Origin of the sequence: Sphingopyxis sp. Root154, assembly GCF_001427105.1 — a bacterium.
Taxonomy (GTDB): Bacteria; Pseudomonadota; Alphaproteobacteria; order Sphingomonadales; family Sphingomonadaceae; genus Sphingopyxis.
The window spans coordinates 723049-745531 of the sequence record NZ_LMGI01000002.1; the positions used below are offsets into that span (position 1 = coordinate 723049).

25 protein-coding genes are annotated in these 22483 nt (G+C 63.2%); 13 read left to right on the forward strand and 12 right to left on the reverse strand.

All coding sequences use genetic code 11. The features are described from left to right. Positions 1 to 43: 43 nt before the first annotated feature. From ASD73_RS09225 to ASD73_RS09245, 5 genes are all read right to left on the reverse strand, one after another. A complete protein-coding gene (locus ASD73_RS09225) occupies positions 44 to 526 on the reverse strand; it encodes a DUF4411 family protein (RefSeq protein WP_082521456.1) in 483 nt (160 codons plus the stop codon). Continuing rightward, positions 526 to 1719: an XRE family transcriptional regulator gene (locus ASD73_RS09230; RefSeq protein WP_056371694.1), complete on the reverse strand. Its 1194-nt coding sequence runs from the start codon at positions 1717 to 1719 to the stop codon at positions 526 to 528. Before ASD73_RS09230 ends, ASD73_RS09225 begins: the two co-directional genes overlap by 1 nt. Before the next feature lie 146 nt (positions 1720 to 1865). Beyond that, complete coding sequence (locus ASD73_RS09235; protein ID WP_056371696.1) at positions 1866 to 3305, reverse strand: HEPN domain-containing protein; 1440 nt, start codon at positions 3303 to 3305, stop codon at positions 1866 to 1868. A gap of 204 nt (positions 3306 to 3509) precedes the next feature. After that, complete coding sequence (locus ASD73_RS09240) at positions 3510 to 3749, reverse strand: hypothetical protein (protein ID WP_056371697.1); 240 nt, start codon at positions 3747 to 3749, stop codon at positions 3510 to 3512. A 108-nt stretch (positions 3750 to 3857) separates the two neighbouring features. Then, positions 3858 to 4748, reverse strand: coding sequence for a hypothetical protein (locus ASD73_RS09245; protein WP_056371699.1), 891 nt, complete (start codon positions 4746 to 4748; stop codon positions 3858 to 3860). Positions 4749 to 4952: 204 nt separating this feature from the next. On the opposite strand from ASD73_RS09245, the gene ASD73_RS22745 reads away from it, so the two are divergent. The 3 genes from ASD73_RS22745 (at position 4953) to ASD73_RS23185 (ending at position 6879) form a co-directional block, all read left to right on the forward strand. Continuing rightward, a complete protein-coding gene (locus ASD73_RS22745) occupies positions 4953 to 5549 on the forward strand; it encodes a DUF6338 family protein (protein WP_156377342.1) in 597 nt (198 codons plus the stop codon). Positions 5550 to 5551: 2 nt separating this feature from the next. Continuing rightward, positions 5552 to 5728 (forward strand): hypothetical protein, encoded by a 177-nt coding sequence (locus tag ASD73_RS22750; RefSeq protein WP_156377343.1) that lies wholly within the window; start codon positions 5552 to 5554, stop codon positions 5726 to 5728. A gap of 554 nt (positions 5729 to 6282) precedes the next feature. Continuing rightward, a complete protein-coding gene (locus tag ASD73_RS23185; RefSeq protein ID WP_056371703.1) occupies positions 6283 to 6879 on the forward strand; it encodes a YdeI/OmpD-associated family protein in 597 nt (198 codons plus the stop codon). An 18-nt stretch (positions 6880 to 6897) separates the two neighbouring features. Here ASD73_RS23185 and ASD73_RS09260 read toward each other — a convergent pair whose 3' ends face one another. Then, on the reverse strand, positions 6898 to 7251 hold the full coding sequence (locus ASD73_RS09260) for a winged helix-turn-helix transcriptional regulator (protein ID WP_056371705.1): 354 nt from the start codon (positions 7249 to 7251) through the stop codon (positions 6898 to 6900). Positions 7252 to 7354: 103 nt separating this feature from the next. Between ASD73_RS09260 and ASD73_RS09265 the strand changes: the two genes are divergently transcribed. Together ASD73_RS09265 and ASD73_RS09270 are read left to right on the forward strand one after the other, a co-directional pair. Next, positions 7355 to 8059 (forward strand): glutathione S-transferase family protein, encoded by a 705-nt coding sequence (locus ASD73_RS09265; RefSeq protein ID WP_056371708.1) that lies wholly within the window; start codon positions 7355 to 7357, stop codon positions 8057 to 8059. 87 nt (positions 8060 to 8146) lie between these two features. Further along, positions 8147 to 8629 carry a GFA family protein gene (locus ASD73_RS09270; RefSeq protein ID WP_056371710.1) on the forward strand — a complete coding sequence of 161 codons (483 nt, stop codon included), beginning with the start codon at positions 8147 to 8149 and terminating at the stop codon, positions 8627 to 8629. A gap of 6 nt (positions 8630 to 8635) precedes the next feature. Here the strand turns inward: ASD73_RS09270 and ASD73_RS09275 are convergent, their stop codons facing one another. Both ASD73_RS09275 and ASD73_RS09280 read right to left on the reverse strand, forming a co-directional pair. Next, positions 8636 to 9316, reverse strand: coding sequence for a helix-turn-helix transcriptional regulator (locus ASD73_RS09275; protein WP_056376009.1), 681 nt, complete (start codon positions 9314 to 9316; stop codon positions 8636 to 8638). 45 nt (positions 9317 to 9361) lie between these two features. Beyond that, positions 9362 to 9793: a YybH family protein gene (locus ASD73_RS09280; protein WP_056371713.1), complete on the reverse strand. Its 432-nt coding sequence runs from the start codon at positions 9791 to 9793 to the stop codon at positions 9362 to 9364. Between the two features lie 135 nt (positions 9794 to 9928). On the opposite strand from ASD73_RS09280, the gene ASD73_RS09285 reads away from it, so the two are divergent. Further along, complete coding sequence (locus ASD73_RS09285) at positions 9929 to 11164, forward strand: MFS transporter (RefSeq protein ID WP_056371715.1); 1236 nt, start codon at positions 9929 to 9931, stop codon at positions 11162 to 11164. Here the strand turns inward: ASD73_RS09285 and ASD73_RS09290 are convergent. Then, a complete protein-coding gene (locus tag ASD73_RS09290; RefSeq protein WP_056371717.1) occupies positions 11161 to 11643 on the reverse strand; it encodes a methylated-DNA--[protein]-cysteine S-methyltransferase in 483 nt (160 codons plus the stop codon). The two genes, ASD73_RS09285 and ASD73_RS09290, sit on opposite strands and share 4 nt — an antisense overlap. Positions 11644 to 11759: 116 nt before the next feature. Between ASD73_RS09290 and purT the strand changes: the two genes are divergently transcribed. Together purT and ASD73_RS09300 are read left to right on the forward strand one after the other, a co-directional pair. Next, positions 11760 to 12941, forward strand: a complete 1182-nt coding sequence (gene purT / locus ASD73_RS09295; RefSeq protein ID WP_056373426.1) for a formate-dependent phosphoribosylglycinamide formyltransferase — start codon at positions 11760 to 11762, stop codon at positions 12939 to 12941. 16 nt (positions 12942 to 12957) lie between these two features. Continuing rightward, the gene (locus ASD73_RS09300; RefSeq protein ID WP_056371719.1) at positions 12958 to 13620 is read left to right on the forward strand and encodes a TVP38/TMEM64 family protein; all 663 of its coding nucleotides are present in this window, start codon (positions 12958 to 12960) and stop codon (positions 13618 to 13620) included. A 3-nt stretch (positions 13621 to 13623) separates the two neighbouring features. Here ASD73_RS09300 and ASD73_RS09305 read toward each other — a convergent pair whose 3' ends face one another. Together ASD73_RS09305 and ASD73_RS09310 are read right to left on the reverse strand one after the other, a co-directional pair. Continuing rightward, positions 13624 to 15033, reverse strand: a complete 1410-nt coding sequence (locus tag ASD73_RS09305; RefSeq protein WP_056371720.1) for a sensor histidine kinase — start codon at positions 15031 to 15033, stop codon at positions 13624 to 13626. 25 nt (positions 15034 to 15058) lie between these two features. Next, positions 15059 to 15799: a response regulator gene (locus ASD73_RS09310; RefSeq protein ID WP_056371722.1), complete on the reverse strand. Its 741-nt coding sequence runs from the start codon at positions 15797 to 15799 to the stop codon at positions 15059 to 15061. A gap of 171 nt (positions 15800 to 15970) precedes the next feature. On the opposite strand from ASD73_RS09310, the gene ASD73_RS09315 reads away from it, so the two are divergent. From ASD73_RS09315 to ASD73_RS09335, 5 genes are all read left to right on the forward strand, one after another. Continuing rightward, positions 15971 to 16780, forward strand: coding sequence for a MipA/OmpV family protein (locus tag ASD73_RS09315; RefSeq protein ID WP_056371723.1), 810 nt, complete (start codon positions 15971 to 15973; stop codon positions 16778 to 16780). A gap of 82 nt (positions 16781 to 16862) precedes the next feature. Beyond that, entirely contained in the window at positions 16863 to 17330 is a 468-nt protein-coding gene (locus ASD73_RS09320; RefSeq protein WP_056373428.1) for an AAC(3)-I family aminoglycoside N-acetyltransferase, read from the forward strand. Positions 17331 to 17362: 32 nt separating this feature from the next. Beyond that, complete coding sequence (gene polA / locus ASD73_RS09325) at positions 17363 to 20173, forward strand: DNA polymerase I (RefSeq protein WP_056371725.1); 2811 nt, start codon at positions 17363 to 17365, stop codon at positions 20171 to 20173. Continuing rightward, on the forward strand, positions 20170 to 20673 hold the full coding sequence (locus ASD73_RS09330) for a hypothetical protein (RefSeq protein ID WP_056371727.1): 504 nt from the start codon (positions 20170 to 20172) through the stop codon (positions 20671 to 20673). Before polA ends, ASD73_RS09330 begins: the two co-directional genes overlap by 4 nt. A 119-nt stretch (positions 20674 to 20792) precedes the next feature. After that, a complete protein-coding gene (locus ASD73_RS09335; RefSeq protein WP_056371728.1) occupies positions 20793 to 21467 on the forward strand; it encodes a CDP-alcohol phosphatidyltransferase family protein in 675 nt (224 codons plus the stop codon). A gap of 7 nt (positions 21468 to 21474) precedes the next feature. On the opposite strand, the gene ASD73_RS09340 is transcribed toward ASD73_RS09335, so the two are convergent. Next, positions 21475 to 22368 carry a prephenate dehydratase gene (locus ASD73_RS09340; RefSeq protein WP_056371730.1) on the reverse strand — a complete coding sequence of 298 codons (894 nt, stop codon included), beginning with the start codon at positions 22366 to 22368 and terminating at the stop codon, positions 21475 to 21477. Positions 22369 to 22483 lie beyond the last annotated feature (115 nt).

Consider the following 22483-nt stretch of genomic DNA (forward strand, 5'->3'; position numbering starts at 1 on the left):
CGCCACTAACGTTTGAAAGTGTAATGGTGAGCAAACCAACACATCAAAACGTCCAATCCTCTTCTTCGATGAGGTCAAGAAGCTCGATCACCCGTACCCCTTCGGCGGCGCAGACGACCGGAATGTTCGGTCTGGCCAGCGAGCCGCCTTTTTCCTGCGATATGACTGTTAACGCCGGATTGCCCGCCAGAGCCTGCGCGATCACAAATGGATCGCCGCCGGATTTTCCCTTCTTGGTGTCAACAAGCCGCGGATAGTTTTGCATCAGGCGGATGACATGACTTTGAACGTCCTCGTCGATCTCCAAAAAAAGCGTCTCTTTGCGGTCCTTCGCCCAAGCGAAGACCTCGTCATCTTTCTTCTCAAGTTCGTGATATACCTCGATGGTCGCGATCAGACGGCTATCGTCGATCAACCCGTCAAGAGCAGCCCATAAACCGGCGAAGCGGCGAGGAGGATAGGCTCGTCTCCAAGCGTGGAGCAGGGCACTGGTGTCGATACTGTAGACCACGCCCCCCGCAGTCATCAGTTATAACCCAACTGTCGTTCGATGCCGGATATATGCCGAACCTTGACGCCGAGATATCCTGAAACGTCGGATAAGGTCATGCGATCTTGATGATAATTGTCGAGGATAATCCGTATCAAGGGCCGACCGACATTTGCCACCGTTTCCACCGGCATGTTTCGGGGAATATCTTTATCACCGTTCTGCTCTTTTTGTCGCAGTTTGGCTTGTTGATATTCCGCAGCATATTGGTCACGCTTTCGCCGGTAGAACGCGTCCGTGGCCAGGCCGAATGTCAAGAGGCGACGGACAATGGCTTCACGCGATACCCCATATGTATGGGCAAGCGCCTTTATGGTCTCGTCGGTCCACTCGTGCCTGCCCAGTCCTTGGGCAGCAACTAGCGGCTCGTTCAGGAACTGGAGGCGAGGCATCAAAGTCGCGGCAGCAACTTGGTTACAAAAAACTTCGATCCGCTCGTTCTTCTGCGATCTGCTTCCTGGTCGATCCAAGTCAGAAACGCCGCTTTGATGCAGCATCAAATGCGCCAGTTCGTGCAAGAGGCTGAACGTCCGACGAGCGTACACATCCTTTCGATTGACGACCATAAAAGGCAGCGTCTCCGCCCAATAGGCAAAGCCCGATGCTTCATCGCTTTCGACCTGCGTTGCCTGGAAAACTAGCACGCCCGCGTCTTCAATCCGCGTACGCCACGCACGGAAGGATGCTAGCGGATCGCGCCAAGACGACTGCAGATCATACGTGACCTGGAGTTGTCGCCTGATCTCCATGCCCAGGTCGTCAACTTTAGCCGAGAGCGCGGTGGCTAAGGCAAACTTCGGTGCCTCCTCGCCGGTTTCGTTAAGCAGTTCCAACGCTAGCGTGCGTTTTTCATGAGCTTTGCGAATTTCTAGCGTGAGTGCCGGCGAGAAATGCGGGGCGCCGAGATCCGGTAGCCGACGAAAATCATGCATCGGCTGGAACGACACGGGCGGATCCGGGAGATAAAACACTGCCAAGGGGCGCCTGAAGAGCGTCGACATTTTGCGCAGTTGAGGAATGGACGGTTGGTCCGTGCCAGCCTCCCATGATTGCAGCTTCTCGGGGTCGACGGAGAGTTTCTGGGCAGCAACGTCGACTTCATAGCCCGCAGATTCACGCGCCCAAAGAAGGACCGAAGGGGTAATTGCCGCCTTGATGCGCTTCGTCATAGCCCCTTATCGCAACCGCAGGCGCAGCTTTACCGCGCCGCTCCGGGCGATCCCCGAGACAGGAATGGCGATGATCAATGACATAGTCAATTCTCGCACACTTGGGTTTAGAAAAGCAATGCTTCTACCCTGCCACCTAGGTGGGTTCAGCCCAGTAGTAGCTCGGAATCGATTCTAAGCGGGTCCAGGTAGTGCGGGTATTTTGCGACAATCCGCAGAATACGCCTGAGCGTATCAAGCGCCACCCGCCGCGCGGCGGCAAGATCTACCTCAACGTTAGGCCGGTTCCTCCCCCGCGATCCGTGCACGATGCGCGAACGAAGGTCATAAGTTTGCCCGATCGCCTTGCGAACGGCATCCCCCGTCCCAGGGGTCTCCAAGTTTGCGAGCGCCGCGGCACGCATCTTGAGCTTGTAATTGATCGCCTCGCCGGCACGGTCGCCGAGCAATATTTCGAGTGCAATGGTCGAATCGAGAATGGCATCGGACACATCGGACCGGATCATCGCGCTGTTCATTCGGCGTAGTGCTAGCGCGAAACGCTCGTCTTGGATCGATCGCAACCGCCCAAGATCAGCGGCGACCTCGTGCATCGTATCGCGCGTCACCACGGGAATTTCGTCGCGCATCCATCCGTAGTTGTCGAACTCCTCGGGATAGCGGCGCGCCCCTGCCGCAAAAACTTCGGGAGGCGCGTCCGAATGGAAATGGGTCCAGCCCCGCGCGACCCGGAGTTCCTGCGCGAAGCCGGTCGAGACGCCGGTTACCAAGCGTAAGGCGCCGAACAATTCCTCAATCTTTTCGCGAAGGGGAGGCGTATGCGCGGCGAGATCGTGTATAACGGCGATCCAGCTCTGGTTCGGCCAATGCCAACCCGTCAAGACGAACGCATGGGTCGCCGCCGAGACGACCCCGTCGTGACCGTTCGCGGCGTAGCTCTTAGCGGCCCAGCGCGCGCGCTGCAGCGCATCGCTCATACGGATCACGTAAGAGTCGGGCGCAAGGCGGATGCGGTCGAAATCAAATTTCACCAGTGCAATCGGTATGATGTTGGTGACGCGGAGCTGGTCGTCGAAAAGGCCATAGATGAAGGGTTTCATTATCGCGCGCCGCTTGCGAGAATCGCACGCGACCTCGCCATAGCGCTGGAAGAAGCGGTTCGCGGCATGCGCCAGTTGCAGTTCGATCTGGACGCGCGTCAGGTCGAAGGAAATGCCGCCCTCGGCGGGGGGCTCCGGCGCATAGTTCATCGAACAGCCAGGATTGGTGCGGATGAAATCAATAAGCGCGTCTACCTCGGCAAAGCGGCCGGGTTCAAACCGCGGACGGTGAAAAGGATTAGTGCTGTCGGACTCGCGTTCGAGGAGATCAGCATATTGTAAGCCGCCATCGCTGTCCCAGCTATTGCCTCCCGACAACGCGGGCATGCCGTTGGCGCGATGATCTAGCTTCGGATGGTTCCGTTTGCCGCGCGGTTTCTTTCCCGCGGCAAGCTCGACGTGGATCGCCGCGACCGTCGCCTCGAAAGCGGCCGAGAAATGGTCGACGAGCTTTTGTGCGATGGTAAAGTCGGAACTCCCGGTCATGGCCCCATGTTCGATGCTGCGGTGTTGTAGCGCCACTCATTTCTTTCGTAGGTAACGCCAATGCCGCACCGGAGCGGAGGATCAGTCCGTGACGAGGCCGATAAAAGCATAGGGACCTTTCCAGCTCAAGGTGTCGCGGCCGATCTGCAGGCAGCGAGAGCGATTGCGGTTCTCAAGCTACATGCGGATCGCCTCGTCATCCCGCTAGGCAAGTCCAACGAGAAAGCGGGCGCCGAGCGCGGTCAGATGGAGCTCTTCCACGTCCTTCCCAACCGGACTGTGCGCATTACTTGACCCGACTATGCGAATATAGCGACGGCGGGAAAGCCGCTCGATCGCTTCCCAAATTTCGTCCTCACTCGCCTCCGGCACCGACGGCATTCCGATTGACTGGCCGCGAGCCGTTTCGAGGTGCTTCAATATAGTAAGGTCGATCTCATTCATTCGCGAAATGCCCCTGCTGTCGGCGGTCGCGTCGTCCGGTGACAGCCGCGGCTCGACTTGGCGCTGTAAGTTCTTATTTTCGAGGTGGGCGTGGCAACAACTGTAGGATCATGCTTTCGGGTCCGAGAGTATGCGCTGCAGCGCCGCTTCGGTCTCACTGGCGGCGATCGCCGCCTTCCGTTTGTGTTCTTCTTGCTCAAGCATTTGGAACAGGACCGACTTCAACACAGGGAAATGCTTACCACATTGTTCCTCGGTCAGTTCATGGATACCAATGCTCAGCACAGAGAATACGCCGCTGTTCTGGACAACGGATACTGGCAGCTCATCTTTCAATGCAGCGATGCGTTGATCCATTCTCATGGTTGCAAACCCTTCGATAGGGTGACCCGCTTGAGTCTGTCGCTCGTGCGCGCGCCAAATCATTCGCTCGAAAACTCGCCGTAAATAGACGAACGCACCCAGCACCGTGCCGTGAGCGAATAGCCCGAGAGCCGTACCGAGTTCGCGGCGGTCGATGGGATCGAGCGCTTTGTCTATCGAACGCAGCTCGCCGAACGAGACATCGGCGGCGGAAGGAAACTGGCCGATCTTCACAACGTCATCCGCAGCTTTCGTGAAGATGTAAGAATAGATGTGAGCCGCCCGCTGGCACACCACCTGAACGGCGAAAGTGCGAGGCTGAATTATAATCTGCCCTGGCCGACTAGAAATCGATTTTGTTCCTACCCGTTCGGTTTGCACGCGAAATGTCGATTTATCGCGACAGCCGACGCAATATGTGTCGAATACGACAGGTTGGCCCTCTGCCAGGATGACTTGGACAAGGTCGCCGATTTCCGTAGTCGCATCTATGCCGGCGTAGAGGCCTTTGTTGATTAGCAAATCAACGGCTGCAGCATGCGCTTCCCTGAGCAGCCTCTTTTGCTTACTGCCCGTATCTTCTAGCGCCGCCGCCGCAGCTTCGAGTCCCACTGAGATTTTCGGTTCTTCTTTCATGGCATGTTGCTATCATGTTCTTGGCGGCCCGGAAAGTGACCTAGAGACGCACCTTGCCGCTACTAACCTGTCGGCCAGACACTTTATCCCGTTCGCCCTAGAGGCGGACAGTCTGGCAGCACTGCTCCATGCGGCCCCCAACAGAGCATTGCATTTCACATTCAAGTTGCTGCCGCTGACGAAAGTACATATTACGATTGTCACATGGCGGAACTTCCAACGACTGCAGAAATTACGAACCTCGCAAGCTTGCTTGCTCCTGGTCTCATAATCTCGACAATTCGCATCCGAGCGATCACTGGGTCGATACCTGACCTAAAAGATCGCGTAATCACATACGGCCTCATCTCCACCGGCTATTTTGCGGCTATCACTCCACTATTTCATGTCGATGCTGGCCTGCAGGTGCCGCACTGGCTTTGGAGCCTGCTTCAGTATTTTATCGTTCCGGTCATTGTTGGCATCGCGGCTGCATACGCGTATCAACACAAGGTATCCTATCGAGTAGCCGAGTATTTTCGCCTCCATATAGCCCATCACCTGCCGGCTGCTTGGGATTATGCATTCGAGAGTCTTTCTGATTCGACTTATTTGCTCGTTACGCTCCAAGATGGAACTCAAATAGGAGGAAAATGGGCAAGGGGTTCGTTTGCGTCGTCCAGCAAAGAGGAACGCGACCTGCTTCTTTTCGAAATGTGGCAGGTACCCGCAGGCGACAGCGATTGGACACCGTTGAATCCGCCGCGGGCAATCCTCATCTGTGGTAAAGACATTCGTCATGTTGAGTTTTTGGGAGCGTAGGAATGACTGATGAGAAGCGCCCGGTTTTCCTGACGGACGGCTATGTTCCCCTGAAGAAGGGTTATACGCCCAATCCGAATGCCGTGCAGGGCGGTTACGTCCCGACGACGGGCCAGGTTGCTGCTCCGCCGCCAAAGGGTGGCAGCGCAGTAACGCCACCGCCACCGCCGAAGAAATAAGTGATGCGCTGGAGCTCCGGCAGGAGTGGCCTAACTCTATGCTAGTTCCACGCTGAAATACATTCTTGGCGAATAAATTGGTCGGGGACGAGGAGATTCGCACCTCCGATTCCAACACCCCCTGCACGGTTGCGGTGGGCCGACAGCCGTTGTTCTCCCGCGTCTGCTTTTGGGCTGCCAGGCTATCGGCTGCTATGACTTAGATGAGGCGCAAAGCGGACGTGCATGGCGGCAAATCGACTGACGGTATTTGCGGCTCGCTGCACCCCGTACATCCGGCAGTAAAGCAACAATTGAACTGGTCGATATAAGAGCATAACTTCGGCATCGGCGATTCGATTGGTAGGGCAGAGACAGGCAAAATGCCGGATTCACGATGTGGCTCTACCGATTGTCTTCGAAAGCGAGATTTTTGAAAACGGCCAAATTTTCACTTATTTTTCAAAAGCGTAAGAATCTGACGGGACGCCTGTCGGCGGTTTTGGAGAAAATATTTTTTCTCTGTTATTATGAGCACCTTACGGCGCCCCGAATATTTGAGTGGGAATAGGAGCGTGGCGGCCGTCCAGGTAGACCCCGACAAGGTTCACGAATTTGTGGATATGGACGGTTTCTACGGCTGGCTGGCCGCGCATCACGCCACCGAGCGCGAGGTGTGGATCAAAATCCACAAGGTCAAATCGGGCCTTGCGTCGATCACTCCCGAACAGGCGATCCACGCGGCGCTGTGCTGGGGATGGATCGACGCGATCCGCAAATCCTTCGACGAAAAAAGCTTCCTCCAACGCTACACGCCGCGCAGCGCGAAAAGCGTCTGGAGCCAGATCAACATCGACAATGTCGCACGGCTGACCGCCGAAGGGCGGATGACCGAACATGGGCTGAAACAGATCGAGGCGGCCAAGGCCGATGGCCGCTGGGACCGCGCCTATCGCGTCAAGGGATCGGAAATTCCGGGCGACCTGCAGGCGGCGATCGATGCCGACCCCGAGGCCAGGGCCATGTTGGAAAAGCTCACCGCGCAGAACCGCTTCGCGCTGATCTTTCGACTCGGTACGATCAAGACCGTCGCCGGACGGAAAAAGAAGATCGCCGACATGGTCGCGATGCTGAAGCGCGGCGAGACTTTTCACCCGCAAAAAGCGAAGTGACGGCGCTGCGGAGCGGTGTCAGCCGCCGCCTGCGGTGACGACAGCCTCCTCGGCATCGGCACCGCCCGCCGACGCATCCCACCAGTCGCCGAGCGCATCGATCAGCGGTACGAGCCGTTCGCCGTCGGGGGTCAGGTCGTATTCGACCCGCCGGGGATAACCTTCGAACTCGGTACGCTGAACGATCCCCGCATCCTCGAGCTTGCGCAGTTCGAGCGTCAGCATCTTGTGCGAAATTGTCGGATTGTCGCAGCGCAGGTCGCTGAAGCGTTTGGTCCCGTCGCTGAGATAATAGATCAGCAGCGTCGGCCAGCGGCCGCTCAGCACCTGCATCACTTCCTCGATCGGACAGCGCGAAACGAGATCTTTCATCGGGGCCTCATGGTTACAAAAAGGTGCGTAATTTACGCGCGGGCGCCGCGCTCTATATCTGGTTTCGCTGCGCAGCTCCCCCTCAAGAAGATGGAGCAATACATTGGAACCGATCCTTATCTATGGCTTCCCGTTGGGAAGTTCCATGGGCCTTGTCGCGGCTCTCGAATGGCTGGGCAAGCCCTATCGCCTGTGCCGCGTCGACATGCTCGGCGAAATGCGCGAGCCTGCCTATGCCCGCATCAACGCGCGGCACGAGACCCCGGCGCTGATCACCGACCAGGGCAATGTGCTGACCGAGACGATGGCGATCGCGCGCTGGTTCGCGGCGCGCGACAGCGAAGGACGCATCAGCTTCGACCCGCTGTCGCCCGAGGCCGACCGGATGACCCAGTTGATGGCATTCATCAACACGGGCTTCACGGGGTCGTTCACCCCGCTGTGGGTCGCACTCGAAATGGACCCGCCGCGGCCCGCGCTGCAATCGTCGCTTCGCGAATGGGGCAAGGAGGCGGTGATCGGACGCCACGACAGGCTGGAAGAAATGGTCGGCGACGGTCCCTATCTGGTCGGCGACCGGCCGACGCTGGCCGATGCGCTGTTCATCGGGGTCGCGCGCTGGCTGGAGTTTCACGGGGTCGCCGAGCCCGTTCGCTGGCCGAAGCTCGCGGCGCTGCGCGCGAGGCTGGAGGCCGATCCGGCCGTCGCCTATGCCACCGCGCTCGAAAGCGGCGAGACGGCGCCAGGACGCGGCCTCTGCCTCGGCCATGTCCCGCTCGCCGAGGTGATCGAGCGTTACGGTGTCTGATGGGTGGGTGCGCGGCGCATCGCCGCCGCGCACCGCTTCCCCGTTTGCGAGATTGTGAGCGCCCGCCACCTTTGATAGCAAGGCGCCATGGACAGGATCGAAACCGAAGCTTCGGGCGGCTGCCAGTGCGGCGCGGTGCGCTATCATGTCACCGCGGTGCTCGATACGTCGCACATCTGTCATTGCCGCATGTGCCAGAAGGCGGCGGGTAATTTCTTCATCGCGCTGATCGGCGTGCCGCGCGACGCGATCACCTGGACGCGTGGGAGCCCTGCGACCTTCAACAGTTCGGACAAGGCCGCGCGCGGTTTCTGCCGCGATTGCGGAACGCCGCTGACCTATGATTATGCGGGGAGCAAGCATATCAATCTGACGACCGGGTCGTTCGACGATCCGTCGGCGTTCCCGCCGCAAGTCCAGTTCGGGCTCGAAGGCCAGCTGTCGCTGTTCGAAAATCTGCCGATCAAGGCCGAGGGTACGACCGAGGAGGTGATGAGCAACCTTGTCGGGGCGATCAAGGCGAGCAACCACCAGCATCCGGACCACGACACCGACCGCTGGCCCGCCTGACCCCTGCTATGAGGGGAGCGCGCCGATTGCGGCGCTCGGCGTCAGGCCAAAGGTTTCGCGAAAGGCGCGCGACAGATGCGCGGTGTCGGCAAAGCCGGCGTCCATCGCCGCGGTGCGAACCAGCGCACCCTGCTTCATCTGCTGCGCGGCATATTGCATCGCCGACCAGCGCTTGAATTCGCGAAAGCCCTGCCCGGTCGCCCCCCTGAAAAGGCGCAAGGCCCGCGTGCGTTCCATGCCGAGCCGCCGCGCCAGTTCGTCCTGCGGCATCCGCCGCATCGGGTCGGCATAGATAGCGCGCACGGCATCGGCGACGCGCGGCAATGGCGGAGTGGCAGCGGCAGTCAAGCGCGCACGCAGTTCGTCGGCGGCATCGCCCGCACCGTCGAGCACTGTGCCCGCCAATTCGGCCAATTTGCCGTCCAGCGTCCGCGCCAGCGGAACGTCGAACGGAAAGGCGAGGCCATCGAGATAGAGGATGTCGGCGCCGCGCGCGGGCAAGGCGATGGCATGCACGACGCCGGGGCGGATCAGCAGCATGTCGCCCTCGACCACCACACCATCCAGCGTCAACCGCAGCGGACCGCCGCGCCCCATCAAAATCCCGGTGACCGGATTGGCGTGCGGCGCAAGCGGAGCGTCGACCGGCAGCAGCGAATTCCGGAAAGGGGAGACGGGATCGGGCATCGCTGGGACTATCTGCCGGTCGAGCGCCGGGCGCAAGCACCGCCGCTAACGGTCGATCCCGGCGCGCACGAAGGCGCCGTGCATCTCGCGCCCGTTCGGATAGACATCCTTGCGCACCACCTCGCCCGCATCGTTCAGCGTGACGACATCGAGCATCCCGACGCGCGCGGTGAAAGGCGCACCGCCCGGTTCGGTGAGTGAAAGCAGCATCGTCCATTCGAACACCCAATGGTCGTCGCCGTAGAGCCGCCGTCCCATTTCCTGCGTGAAATCGAAGGTCGCGAACAATTGCCGGCAATGCTCGCGCAGCCGCTCGCGACCCGTCACGGGCTCGGTGCCGTCGTGGAGCGCGAAAACCGTGTCCTGCGAATGGAGCGAGGCGATCAGATCGGGATCCTTCGTTTCCCAGCCGACATGGTAGCGGTCGAACAGGGCGGCAACGGACAGGGGACGTTCGATTTGTGCGGTGGCGGTCATATGCTTTCTCCCGTAATGTTGCGGGAAGAATAGCGGGCCGGCCGGCGAACGCGTTGAACAAACGTGCGACGAATTTTCGCTGGCGCGCGACCGCCCATCTGGTAGCCCTGCCCCCGGGCAGGGGAGCGCTTGACTATGGCGACACAATCGATCGAGGGCCGGGCTGGCGGAGGACGGGTGACGTGGGTCGTCGTCCTGATCGCATTGTCGGTGCTCCTGAACTATGTCGATCGCGGGGCGATCGGGGTCGCGGCGCCGCTGATGAAGGAAGAGCTGGGGCTGTCGGCGACGGGGTTCGGCCTCGCGGTCTCGGCCTTTTTCTGGGTCTATGCCCCCGCCTGCCTGTTCGTTGGCTGGCTCTGCGACCGATTTTGCGTCTACCGCGTCTTTGCGCTCGGCGTCGCGATCTGGGCGATCAGCACCGCACTCACCGGTTTCGCGGGCGGGCTGGTATCGCTGATCATCCTCCGGCTGTTCCTCGGGCTGGGCGAGAGCATTGCCTTTCCCGGCAGCACCAAGATTTTCGCCGCCGAAGTCCCCGCCGAGCGGCGCGGGATCGCCAATGCCGCGGTGGCCGCCGCGATCGCATTTGGTCCGGCAATTGGCGTGCTCGCGGGCGGCGCGATCCTCGGCGAATGGGGCTGGCGGCCGGTCTTCTGGATTTTTGGCGCAGTAACGCTGCTGTGGCTTATTCCCTGGCAATTCGCCGCAGCGTCGATGCGGGCGCGCGCACGAGCGGTGCCGGCGAGCGAGCGGGTGTCGATCCGCCGCCTGCTCCGCGTGCCGGCACTGTGGAAGATGAGCGTCGTCCATTTCCTGTCGAACTATGGCTTTTATTTCCTGCTCGCCTGGCTGCCGCTCTATCTCGTCAACACGCGCGGTTATTCGATCGGGGAAATGACCGCGCTGACGACGCTGAGTTTCACGACGCAAGGCGTCGTCGCGCTCGCGGGCGGCTGGCTGTCCGACCGCATGGTCGCCAAGGGCGCCAATGAGGGTGAGGTGCGCCGCTGGCTGATGATCGCGGGGCAGCTCGCCATCGGCACGGCGACCGCGGGCATCGCGATCGCCGACGGCTATGCGATGCTCGCGCTGTGGCTGGCGGTCGCAGGCTTCGGCGCCGGGCTGATCGCCACGAATATCTTCGCGGTCGGCCAGATTTTCGCGGGGCCGCGTGCGGCGGGCAGCTGGATGGGGGTGCAGAATGCGCTCGGCAATATCTCGGGCATCGTCGGCCCGATCGTCACCGGGCTGATCGTCGATTATCTCGGCGGCTATGGCTATGCCTTTGCGGCCGCCGCCGCGCTGTCGCTGCTGGGGGCATTGCTCTGGTGGAAGCTCATCCCCGAAATCCGCACGCTCGAGCTTTAATCCACCGCTTCCAGATCGAGCAGGAACCGCTTCGCCTCGAGCCCGCCGGCAAAGCCCGTCAGCTTGCCGGTCGACCCGACGACGCGGTGGCATGGCGCAATGATCGAAATGGGGTTGCGGCCGTTGGCGGCGCCGACCGCGCGCGAGGCCCCGGGCGCGCCGAGCTGGTCGGCGATCTCGCCATAGCTGCGCGTCTCGCCGAACGGGATGGCGAGCAAGGCCGCCCAGACCCGCTTCTGGAAATCGGTCCCGGCGAAGGACAGCGGCACATCGAAGGTGCGGCGTTCGCCGGCGAAATATTGAGCGAGCTGCCGTTCGGTTTCGAGCAAGATCGGATGGTCCGCCTTTTCGGTGGGCGTGCCGAGCCGGACGCGGTCGGGCTTGTCATTCTCCCACAGGATGGCGGCGAGTCCCCGGTCGTCGGCGACGAGGGTCAATTCGCCGACCGGCGACCAGATGGTTTTGCAATAATAGGTCACGGGATGTTCCTTTGGATGTCATTCACTGTCGCACTTTGATGCTGAAATTCCTATGGCGGAGGCCGCGCAGCGATGCGTCCCGAATCTTGCGCCCAACGTCGATGGAAAGTTTTTGCATGACCCCCACCGCCACCATCCTTCTCCTCGGTTCGGGCGAACTCGGGCGCGAATTCGTGATTTCGGCGAAGCGGCTCGGGTGCCGCGTGATCGCGTGCGACAGCTATGCAGGCGCGCCCGCGATGCAGGTCGCCGACGAATATGAGGTGTTTTCGATGCTCGACGGCGACGCGCTGCGCGCCACGATCGAAAAGCACCGGCCCGACCATATCGTGCCCGAGGTCGAGGCGATCCGCACCGAAATCCTCGCCGAAGTCGAAGCCGAGGGGTTCCATGTCGTGCCGTCGGCGCGCGCGGCGCAGCTGACGATGAACCGCGACGCGATCCGCGACCTCGCCGCGAGCGAACTGGGCCTCAAAACCTCGACCTTCGAATATGCGACGACCCGCGAGGAACTGGTCGCAGCGGCGGAGCGCATCGGCTTTCCGCTCGTCGTGAAGCCCGTGATGTCGTCGTCGGGCAAGGGCCAGAGCACCGTCAGGGACGCGGGCGGCATCGACGCGGCGTGGGATTATGCCGCCGCGGGCATGCGCGGCGACCGGCTGCGCGTGATTGCCGAGGCGTTTGTCGATTTCGATTATGAGATCACCTTGCTCACCGTCCGCCACAAGGATGGCGTCAGCTTCTGCCCGCCGATCGGCCACCGCCAGGAGCGCGGCGACTATCGCGAAAGCTGGCAGCCCGCCGCAATGTCCGATGCCGCGCTCGCCGCGGCGCAGGATATGGCGACGAAGGTCGTCGATGCGCTTGGCGGCCACGGCATCTTCGGGGTCGAATATTTCGTGAAGGGCGACGAAGTCATCTTCTCCGAACTCTCGCCCCGCCCGCACGACACCGGCATGGTCACCTTGATCTCGCAGTCGCTGTCCGAATTCGATCTGCACGCGCGCGCGATCCTCGGCCTGCCGATTCCCACGGTCGCGGTGCCCGACGCGAGCGCGAGCGCCGTCCTGCTCGCCGACCGCGATGCGGTGGATTTCGCGATCACCGGCCTGGCTGATGCGCTGGTGCCGCCCGATGCCGAAACGTCGGTCGACGCGCGCATCTTCGGCAAGCCGGTCACGCGTCCATACCGCCGCATGGGTGTCGCACTGGCCCGCGTCGCAGGCGGCACGACCGACAATGCCCGCACCGCAGCCGTCGCGGCGGCGGCGAAACTGGCCATCGACTACCGCGACTGACGCGTTAAGCTGGGGCATGGCCATGCGCCCTGCCCCGCTCCTTCGCTGGCTCGTCATCGCCGCGCTGCTGACGTCCGTCGTCGGTGTGCCGCTGATCTTTCGCGAAGAATTTATCGCGGTGAGCGACCGCATCCTCGCGGCGGCCGACGAGCGGCCCGTTGCGGCGGCGGTGCTGATCGCCAGCGCATTGACGCTCGATGTGTTCCTGCCGGTGCCCAATGGCGTGACCAATACGCTCGCGGGCGCGGCTTTCGGCTTCGTGGTCGGCACGCTCGTCATCTGGGTCGGGCTGATGGGCGCGAGCCTCGCGGGCTATGCGCTCGGTCGTTGGGCCGCGCGGCCGCTCGCGGCGCGCCTCCTCGGCGCCGACGACCTCGAAAAGGCGCACAAGCTCGCCGAACGCGCCGGCCCCATCACGCTGATCGTTTCGCGCTTCGTCCCGATCCTCTGTGAAGTCACGGTGATCGCCGCCGGCATCGCAGGAATGACCTTCGGGCGCTTTGCGCTGGTCATCGCGCTCGCCAACTTCGGCGCCGCGATGCTGTTCGCCGCGATCGGCGCCGCGGCGGTCGAGAGCGCCTCTGCCGATCTGCTGATGCTCGGCGCGATCGGTGTACCGCTCGCCGCATGGCTCGGCTGGCAGGGCACCGAGCGCTGGCGCGCGCGGCACGCCCGCTGATCTTCACGCGGCCGGCCGCGGCAGCCACACATGGACGATGAAGCCCTTCGCCGGCCGCTGGAAACTGATCTCGCCCGCGTGGCTGCTGACAATGTCGCGGCTGATCGCGAGGCCCAGCCCCGACCCGCCCGTCTCCCGGCTGCGCGAGGTTTCGAGCCGCTCGAAAGGCTGGAACGCCTTCTCCTCATATTCGGGCGGAATCCCCTCGCCCGCGTCGTGGATGTCCACCGCAAAAGCATCGTCCATGACGGCGAGCCGGATTTCGACCGCCCCCCCATATTTGCAGCCGTTGGCGATCAGGTTCGAAAAGGCGCGTTTCAGCGCGACGGGACGGCACGGAAGGTCGGCATGTTCCGGACCGCTGTAGGACACATGCTCACCGAAGTCGCAATATTCGTCGGTCAGGCTGATCAGCAGAACCGCCAGATCGACGACCTCGACCTTCTCGCTCCGCGCCTCGGCGCCCATGAACGCCAGCGCGTCGCCGACCATCGTCTCCATCTCGTTGACATTCAGCAGCAGTTGGTCGCGCTGCTCCGGATTTTCGACATATTCGGCCATCAGGCGAAGCCGGGTGAGCGGCGTGCGCAGATCGTGCGAAATCGCCGCGAGCATCCCCATCCGTTCGTCGATGAAGCGTTTCAGCCGCAGCTGCATCGTGTTGAAGCTGTCGGCGATGGCGGCATATTCGGGCAAGCGCATTTCGGCGAGCAGCGCCGGTTCGCGGTTGCGCCCGAGCGATTCGATCGCGGCCGAAAGACGCGTCAGCGGCACAACGATGCTGCGCGCGATCCAAACCGAGAACAGGACGACGATCAGCAAATTTCCGACGATACCGGCGGTGATGCGCGCATAATGGCGCCACGATATGGTGAGGTTGCGCTGCGTCACGGTCAGCCAGTTGCCCCCGCCCAGCTCCACCGAAATGACGAGCTCACCGAGCACGCTGCTTTCGCTGCTCGCTAATGTTTCCGACCGGAGCACCGCCGGAAGCTCGGGAATGACCACGATCGCATTGTGGGCGGCGCGTTCCATATTTTGCTCGTCATAGACCCCTGTCTTGACGGCGACGCGTTCGACGGGAACCCCGAGGCCACCGGCGATCGATCGCCGCAGGCCTTGCGCAAACAGCGAACCGGGCTCGTGCACGATCGGCGGCGCGGTGCGGGTCAGGGTAAAATCGAGATATTGCGACGCGGCCATCGCCGCGAGCGCCTTGTCGCGGCGCACGCCTCCGCTGGTCTCGGCAAGGCGGGCGCCGCTTACCACCGAATCGATCAGCCACGCACGTTCGACCATCACGAACGGCGGTGGCGGGATCAGATACTGCAGGCTCTGGTTGAGAAGATAGGCCGCGGCGACCGTCAGCACGATCGCAAGACCGATCCGCGGCGCGAGCCTCAGCCGGGACATCCGCGGCCGGAACCTGGCCCCAAAGCTACCCATGTAATGGCGCCCCGCTCTCAACGTCGGCCGTGAAGAAATAGCCGCCGTTACGGACGGTACGGATGAGCAGCGGCTCCTGCGGATTTTCCTCGATCTTGCGGCGAAGCCGGCTGATCTGGACGTCGATGCTGCGATCGATGTTGAGGTTGCTGCGTCCATGCACAAGGTCGAGCAGCTGGTCGCGGCTGAGGACGTGCTGCGGGTGCTGCGCAAGCGCGGTCAGCAGGTCGAATTCGCCCGTCGTCAAATCGACGCGGGTCCCGCGGGGCGAGGTGAGTGCGCGTTTTGTCAGATCGAGCGTCCAGCCGGCAAAACGCAATCGCGCCTGACTGGCCGCCGCCGCCGGAGTGGAGGCCATCGTCGCCCGGCGCAGCATCGCCCGTATCCGCGCGAGCAGTTCGCGCGGGTTGAACGGTTTGGCGACATAATCGTCGGCGCCGAGTTCAAGGCCGACCACCCGGTCGGTTTCGGTATCGCGGGCGGTCAGCAGGATGATCGGAACATGGCTTTGCGCGCGCAGCCGCTGGCACAAGGCGAAACCGTCGTCGCCCGGCATCATCACGTCGAGCACGACGACATCGAACTGGTGGCCGGCAAACATCTCCATCATCTGCCGGCCGCCGTCGGCCATCGTGACGCGCAGGCCATGGTCGCTGAGATAGCGCGCCAGCAACGTGCGAATGTGACGGTCGTCGTCGACCACAAGGATATGGGATTGCCGGGCAGTCGACATGACCCCGACGATAGCGGCCGCCCGGAGCCAAGTCTCTAGCCGACACATATTGAAACAAATCGATACGGGCGGGTTATCGCGCGCGGCGGGCGGACGTCTAGGTCCGGCAGGCATCATCCATCCCCCGGAGATCCTATGAACACCTCCCGATCAAGCGAAACACCCCCCACCTTGAAACAATCGCTGGCGATTGCCGCCGTTGGCGCGGCGATTACCGCCGCCTTCCTTTTCGCCCCGGCGGAACTTCACGCCCAGGAACCGCCGGCCGAAGGCGATGACTGGACCGTCATGGTCGGCGCGGGCGCGATCTATGCGCCCGATTATGAGGGGTCGAAGGATTATGAAGTCCTGCCCTTCCCCTATGTTTCGGTCGGATACAAGGACATCGCCTATCTCCGCGGCCCCGAGATCGGCGTGAACATAATCCGCATAAAGCCCACCGAGGATATGAAAATCAGCGTCGGCCCCGTCGCGCGCTTTCGCCGCGACCGGTCCGAAAAGCGCAACCGCGCGCTCGCCGGGCTCGGCAAGGTCGATATGGCGATCGAAGTCGGCGGGGCTGCCCGGCTCGATGCCGGTCCGGCGTGGCTCGAGCTTTCGCTGGTCAAGGATGTTGCGGGCGGTCACGACGGCCTGGTGGGAACCGCGACGGGCGGCGTCGACTTCGATCTGTCGGACAAGCTGTCGCTATCGCTGAGCGGCACGACGAGCTGGGCCGACGATAAATATATGCGCACCTATTTCGGCGTGACGCCCGCACAGGCGGCGCGCAGCGGCCTTCCCGCCTTCTCGGCCGGAAAAGGCATCAAGGATGCGGGCGCGAATATCGGTCTGCAATACCGCCTCGGCGATCACTGGATGATCGCCGCAACCGGCGGATATACGCGGCTGCTGGGCGACGCGAAGAACGCCCCGCTGGTCCGGCTTCGCGGATCGCCCGACCAGTGGCAGGGCGGTGTTTTCGTGGCGTATCGCTTTTGAATCGGCGGGCGCGGTCGCGGTTTTTGCGCGCCGCGCCCGTATCACCTTTCGCAGGGCAGCGCGCCGCGATAGGGTCGCCGCGATGACAAGCGAATTTGCGATACGCCGCCTCACGGCCGCAGACGTCGATACGATGCGCGCGCTCAATGCGCTCTATGCCGCGGTGTTCGAAGATCCGGCGAGTTACCCCGCCGACGCGCCCGATGACGACTGGCTGCGCCGCCAGCTCGGGCGCGACACCCTCTTTGCGCTCGTCGCAGAATCGGCCGGCACGGTAATCGGCGGCCTCACCGCTTACGAGCTTCCCAAGCTCGAACAGGCGCGCAGCGAAATCTATCTCTACGACCTCGCGGTCGATGCCGCGCATCGCCGCCGCGGCATCGCGACCGCGCTGATCGCCGAGCTGCAGCATATCGCCGCCGAAACCGGCGCCTGGGCGGTGTTCGTCCAGGCCGACCATGGCGACGATCCGGCGGTTGCGCTCTACACCAAGCTCGGCGCACGCGAGGATGTGATGCATTTCGACCTGCCGCCGCGCTTGCGGCCCTAGGCCGCCCGCAACTCGGCTGCTACATCCGCGCCATGTCCGAGAAGAATCACCTCTATCTGGTCGATGGCTCCAGCTACATCTTCCGCGCCTATCACCGCTTGCCGCCGCTGACGAACCCCAAGGGGGTGCCCGTCGGCGCGGTGTATGGCTACACGACGATGCTGTGGAAGCTCGCCAAGGACCTGCACGACGCCGACGGACCGACGCATCTCGCGGTGATCCTCGATCATTCGAGCCAGTCGTTCCGCAACGAGATTTACGATCAATATAAGGCGAACCGGCCCGAACCGCCCGAGGATCTGCGCCCGCAATTCCCGCTGATCCGCGACGCGACGCGCGCCTTCTCGCTGCCGTGCATCGAGATGGAAGGCTTCGAGGCCGACGATCTGATAGCAAGCTATGCCGAGGCCGCGGTGCGCGAAGGCTGGGACGTCACGATCGTGTCGTCGGACAAGGATCTGATGCAGCTGATCCGCGAGCCTGGCGAAGGCCCGCAAGTCGACATGCTCGACACGATGAAGAATGTCCGCCTCGGCCTGGAAGCGGTGAACGAGAAGTTCGGCGTCACGCCAGATCTGGTGGGCGACGTGCTCGCGCTGATGGGCGACAGCGTCGACAATGTGCCCGGCGTGCGCGGGGTCGGGCCGAAGACCGCGACGAAGCTGATCCAGGAATATGGCAACCTCACCGCCGCGCTCGATGGCGCCGCGGGCATGAAGGCGTCGAAGCTGCGCGACAATCTGATCGAGCACCGCGCGATGGCCGAGTTGTCGCGCATCCTCGTCGATCTGAAGCGCGATGTCGCGCTGCCCGACGCGCTCGACACGCTCAAGCTCGGCGCGATCCCGCCGCTGCCACTCAAAACCTTCCTCGACGAACATGGCTTCCGCTCGCTGTCGGCCAAGCTCGACCTTGGCGCCACGCCGGGCGGCCCGCCGACCTTCCCGCGCGCGAACGCCGCGCCGGTTGCCGCGCCCGCCGGGCCGTCGACTCCGACGCTGCCCGCCATGCCGCCCATTGACCGGTCGGCCTATGAATGCGTGACGACGGTCGAGGCGCTCGACCGCTGGATCGCCGAAGCGGGTGCCGCGCATGTGGTTGGCATCGATACCGAAACCGCGAGCCTCGACAGCGTCACCGGCCGCCTCGTCGGGGTCAGCATGGCGACGGCGCCGGGCCGCGCCTGCTATATCCCGCTCGGCCATGGCGGCACCGACATGTTCGCCGAGAAGCCCGAGCAGATCGCGATGGACGTCGCGATCGGGCGCCTCCACGCGCTGTTTGCCGACGATGCGGTGCTGAAGGTCGGGCATAACCTCAAATACGACATCGGCGTGCTGGCGCAGCATGGCGTCACGGTCGCCCCCTATGACGACACGCTGGTGATGAGCTTCGCGCTCGACGCGGGCAAGCATCAGCACGGGCTCGACGAGCTGGCGAAGCTCCACCTCGACCACACTTGCCTGACCTTCAAGGAAATGTGCGGGACGGGCAAATCGCAGATCAGCTTTGCCGAGGTGCAGCTCGACCGCGCGACCGAATATGCCGCCGAGGATGCCGACGTCGCACTTCGCCTCTGGAAGCTGCTCAAGCTGCGCCTGCCGATCGAAGGTGGGACGCGCGTCTATGAAATGGTCGACCGTCCGCTGGCGTCGATCGTCGAGGGGATGGAGCGCGCCGGCATCATGGTCGACCGCGAATATCTCGCGAAGCTGTCGGGTGAGTTCGCAACCGAAATGCTGCGCATCGAGGGCGAAGTCCATGGCCTTGCGGGCCAGCCCTTCACGATCGGCAGCCCGAAACAGCTTGGCGAAATCCTGTTCGACAAGCTCGGCCTGAAGGGCGGGCGCAAGGGCAAGTCGGGCGACTGGTCGACCGACCTCAGCGAACTTGAACGTCTTGAACGCGACGGTGTGCCGATCGCGCGCAAGATTTTGGAGTGGCGCCAGCTTGCGAAGCTGAAATCGACCTATACCGACGCGCTGCAGCAGCAGATCAACGCGACGACGGGCCGCGTCCACACAAGCTACAGCCTCGTCGGCGCGCAAACGGGACGCCTGTCGTCGACCGATCCCAATTTGCAGAATATCCCGATCCGCACCGAGACCGGACGCCAGATCCGCGATGCGTTTATCGCGGCGCCCGGCCATGTGCTGATCGCGGCCGACTATAGCCAGATCGAGCTGCGGCTCGCGGCGCATATGGCCGATGTCCCCGAACTCAAGGAAGCCTTTGCGCGCGGCGACGACATCCACAGCGCGACCGCGATCGAATTGTTCGGCGAGGTCAACCGCGACACGCGCGGCAAGGCGAAGACGGTCAATTTCTCGATCCTCTATGGCATTTCGCGCTGGGGCCTCGCGGGCCGCCTCGAAGTCACGCCCGACGAGGCACAGGCGCTGATCGCGCGCTATTTCGAACGCTTTCCGGGGATTTCGGACTATATCACCGATACGCTCGAGGGCGTGCGCGCGAAGGGCTATACCGAGACGCTATTCGGGCGGAAAACCTGGTTCCCGCGCATCAAGGCGGCGAACCAGAATGAGCGCGCGGGCAGCGAACGCGCCGCGATCAACGCGCCGATCCAGGGTACGAGCGCCGACCTGATCAAGCGCGCGATGGCGCGGATGCCGAAGGCGCTCGCCGATGCCGGACTCTCGGACGTCAAGATGCTGCTGCAGGTCCACGACGAACTCGTGTTCGAGGCGCCCGAGGACAAGGCCGAAGCCGCAGGCGCGGTGATCCGTGCGGTGATGTCGGGCGCCGCCGAACCCGCGCTCAAACTCTCGGTCCCGCTCGAGGTCGAGGTCGGGACCGGCAAGAGCTGGGGCGAAGCGCATTGATCGCCGCGCTGCTGTTCGTCGCGGCGCTCGCCGCCGATCCCGCCCCCGCGCCTCCCGAAGCTGCGGTCGCCTCGGCGCCCGCGCGCCCGTCGCCGATCGCCGATACCGACTTGCGCGAATTTGCCGCGATTGCGGGGCGCAAGGCGGTCGGCCGCGCGGTTGGCGGGCCCTATGCGAACGCCGACAAGGTGTTGCTGATCGCCCGGGGCGACAAAGGCTATCCCGCGGTCGCCGCGAGCATGGGCTTTCCCGTGCGCCAGTCGCTTCCGGCGCCGCCCGCGACGACGCTTGCAGTCATCCGTATTCACCAGCGGTACGAAACGACCCTCCCCGGCCCGACCCCCGATGATCTTGCCTTCGTTGCCGCGAACAAGCTGCCTTTGTTCGTGATCGGCGAATGGGCGCGCCCCGCGCCGATGTGGGAAGTTGCCTGGGTCGACGACGCGGTACGCTATCGCGCAGTCGGCGACCTCGGCGAAATCGGTCCCTGGCAGGACTGATCGTCGCACGCACGCGGCGCACTGACCGCCCTGCCCTTTCGCAAACCCGACTTTCCCTCTATGACGCCGCGATGACATCCGGCCGGCACTTTTGTGACAGTCGGCAACAAAGGGTCCTCATGAGCAAGTTCGAACCCGTCGCCAAGGCGCCGGTCCGCATCCAGCAGAATATCCTCGCGCGCAGCGAACGCCGTCTTCTCAACTGGTTATGCGCGCGCCTTCCCGGCTGGGTCACGCCCGACCAGCTCACCACGCTCGGCTTTGCCGGCGCGGTGCTGGTTGCTGCGGGCTATGTACTCAGTTGGTTCGACAGCGAATGGCTCGGCCTCTCGCTCGTCGGCTATATCGTCAACTGGTTCGGCGATTCGCTCGACGGCAGCCTGGCGCGCTGGCGCGGTATCGAGCGCCCCAACTATGGCTATTTTGTCGACCATAGCGTCGACGCGCTCGCGACATTGCTGATGATCAGCGCGATCGGGATGAGCCCCTATATGCGGCTCGACGTCGCCTTGATGGCGGTGATCGGTTATTTCCTGCTGTCGATCCACACCTTCATCGCTGCCAAGGTCGTCGGCGAATTCCGCCTGTCCTATATGGCGGGCGGCCCGACCGAGCTGCGCCTGATGCTGATGGCGATGACGATTTCGATGCCGATCATCGGCGGCGGCGACATCCACGGCACCAATTTCTCGGCCTTCGACCTGTTCGCGCTGGTCGTCTCGAGCATCCTTGTGACGCTGTTCATCGTCCAGACGTCGGCCACCGCGCGGATGCTGCGCCGCCGCGGCGGATAGCCAGAATTCAGCGGCGCGCCCGCGCCTGCGGATAGGTGCCGAGCAGGCGTAGCGACTTCGTCTGGAAGTCGAGTTCCTCGAGCGCCCGGTCGATCCGCTCGTCGCCGGGCGCACCGACGATGTCGCAGTAGAATTGCGTCGCCGCGAAGCTGTCGCCGGTCTGATAGCTTTCAAGCTTGGTCATGTTGACGCCATTGGTCGCAAAGCCGCCGAGCGCCTTGTAGAGCGCGGCGGGGATGTTTTTCACCTCGAACATGAAGGTCGTCATCACCGGGCCGGTGATCGCGGCAACGTCGGCCAGCGGTTCGCGCGCGAGGATGACGAAGCGCGTCGTGTTGTGATCGGCGTCCTCCATCCCCGTACCGTGGAGCGTCAGCCCGTAAAGTTCGGCGGCGTGCGGCGGCGCGAGCGCGGCAAGCCCCACCTCCTCGCTGTCGGCGACCCACGCCGCGGCGCCCGCGGTATCGCTGTGCGCGACCGGCGCGATATTGTTGGCGCGCAGCCAGTGGCGGCACTGGCCGAGAGCCTGCTCGTGGCTCATCGCACGTGTCACCGGGCCAAGGTCGCGGCTCATCAGGCCATAGCGGATCGGCAGGAAATGCTCGCCGACGATCGACAGGCCGGATTCGGGGAGCAGGAAGTGGATGTCGGCAACGCGGCCGTGCAGGCTGTTTTCGATCGGAATGATCGCGCGGTCGACGCGGCCGTCGCGCACCGCGTCGATCGCATCCTGAAACGCATAGCAGGGCATCGGCAGCGAGTTCGCGTCATATTCGCGCGCGGCAAGGTCGCTGTTCGCGCCCGGCGCGCCCTGAAACGCCAGCCCGCGCGCGGGCTCGGCAAGTGCCGCGGTCCGCATTTCGTCGACCAGATGCTGTGCCGAAGCCGAATAACTGCCCATGATTGCCTTCCCAAGCTGGAGCCGCGGCGCATAGCCGCCCCGCCTCCCGCGTGCAACCGGCGCTCGGCTGGTCCCTCGCGCGATTTCATCCCCTTGCGCCGCCGTCGCCGCGCCA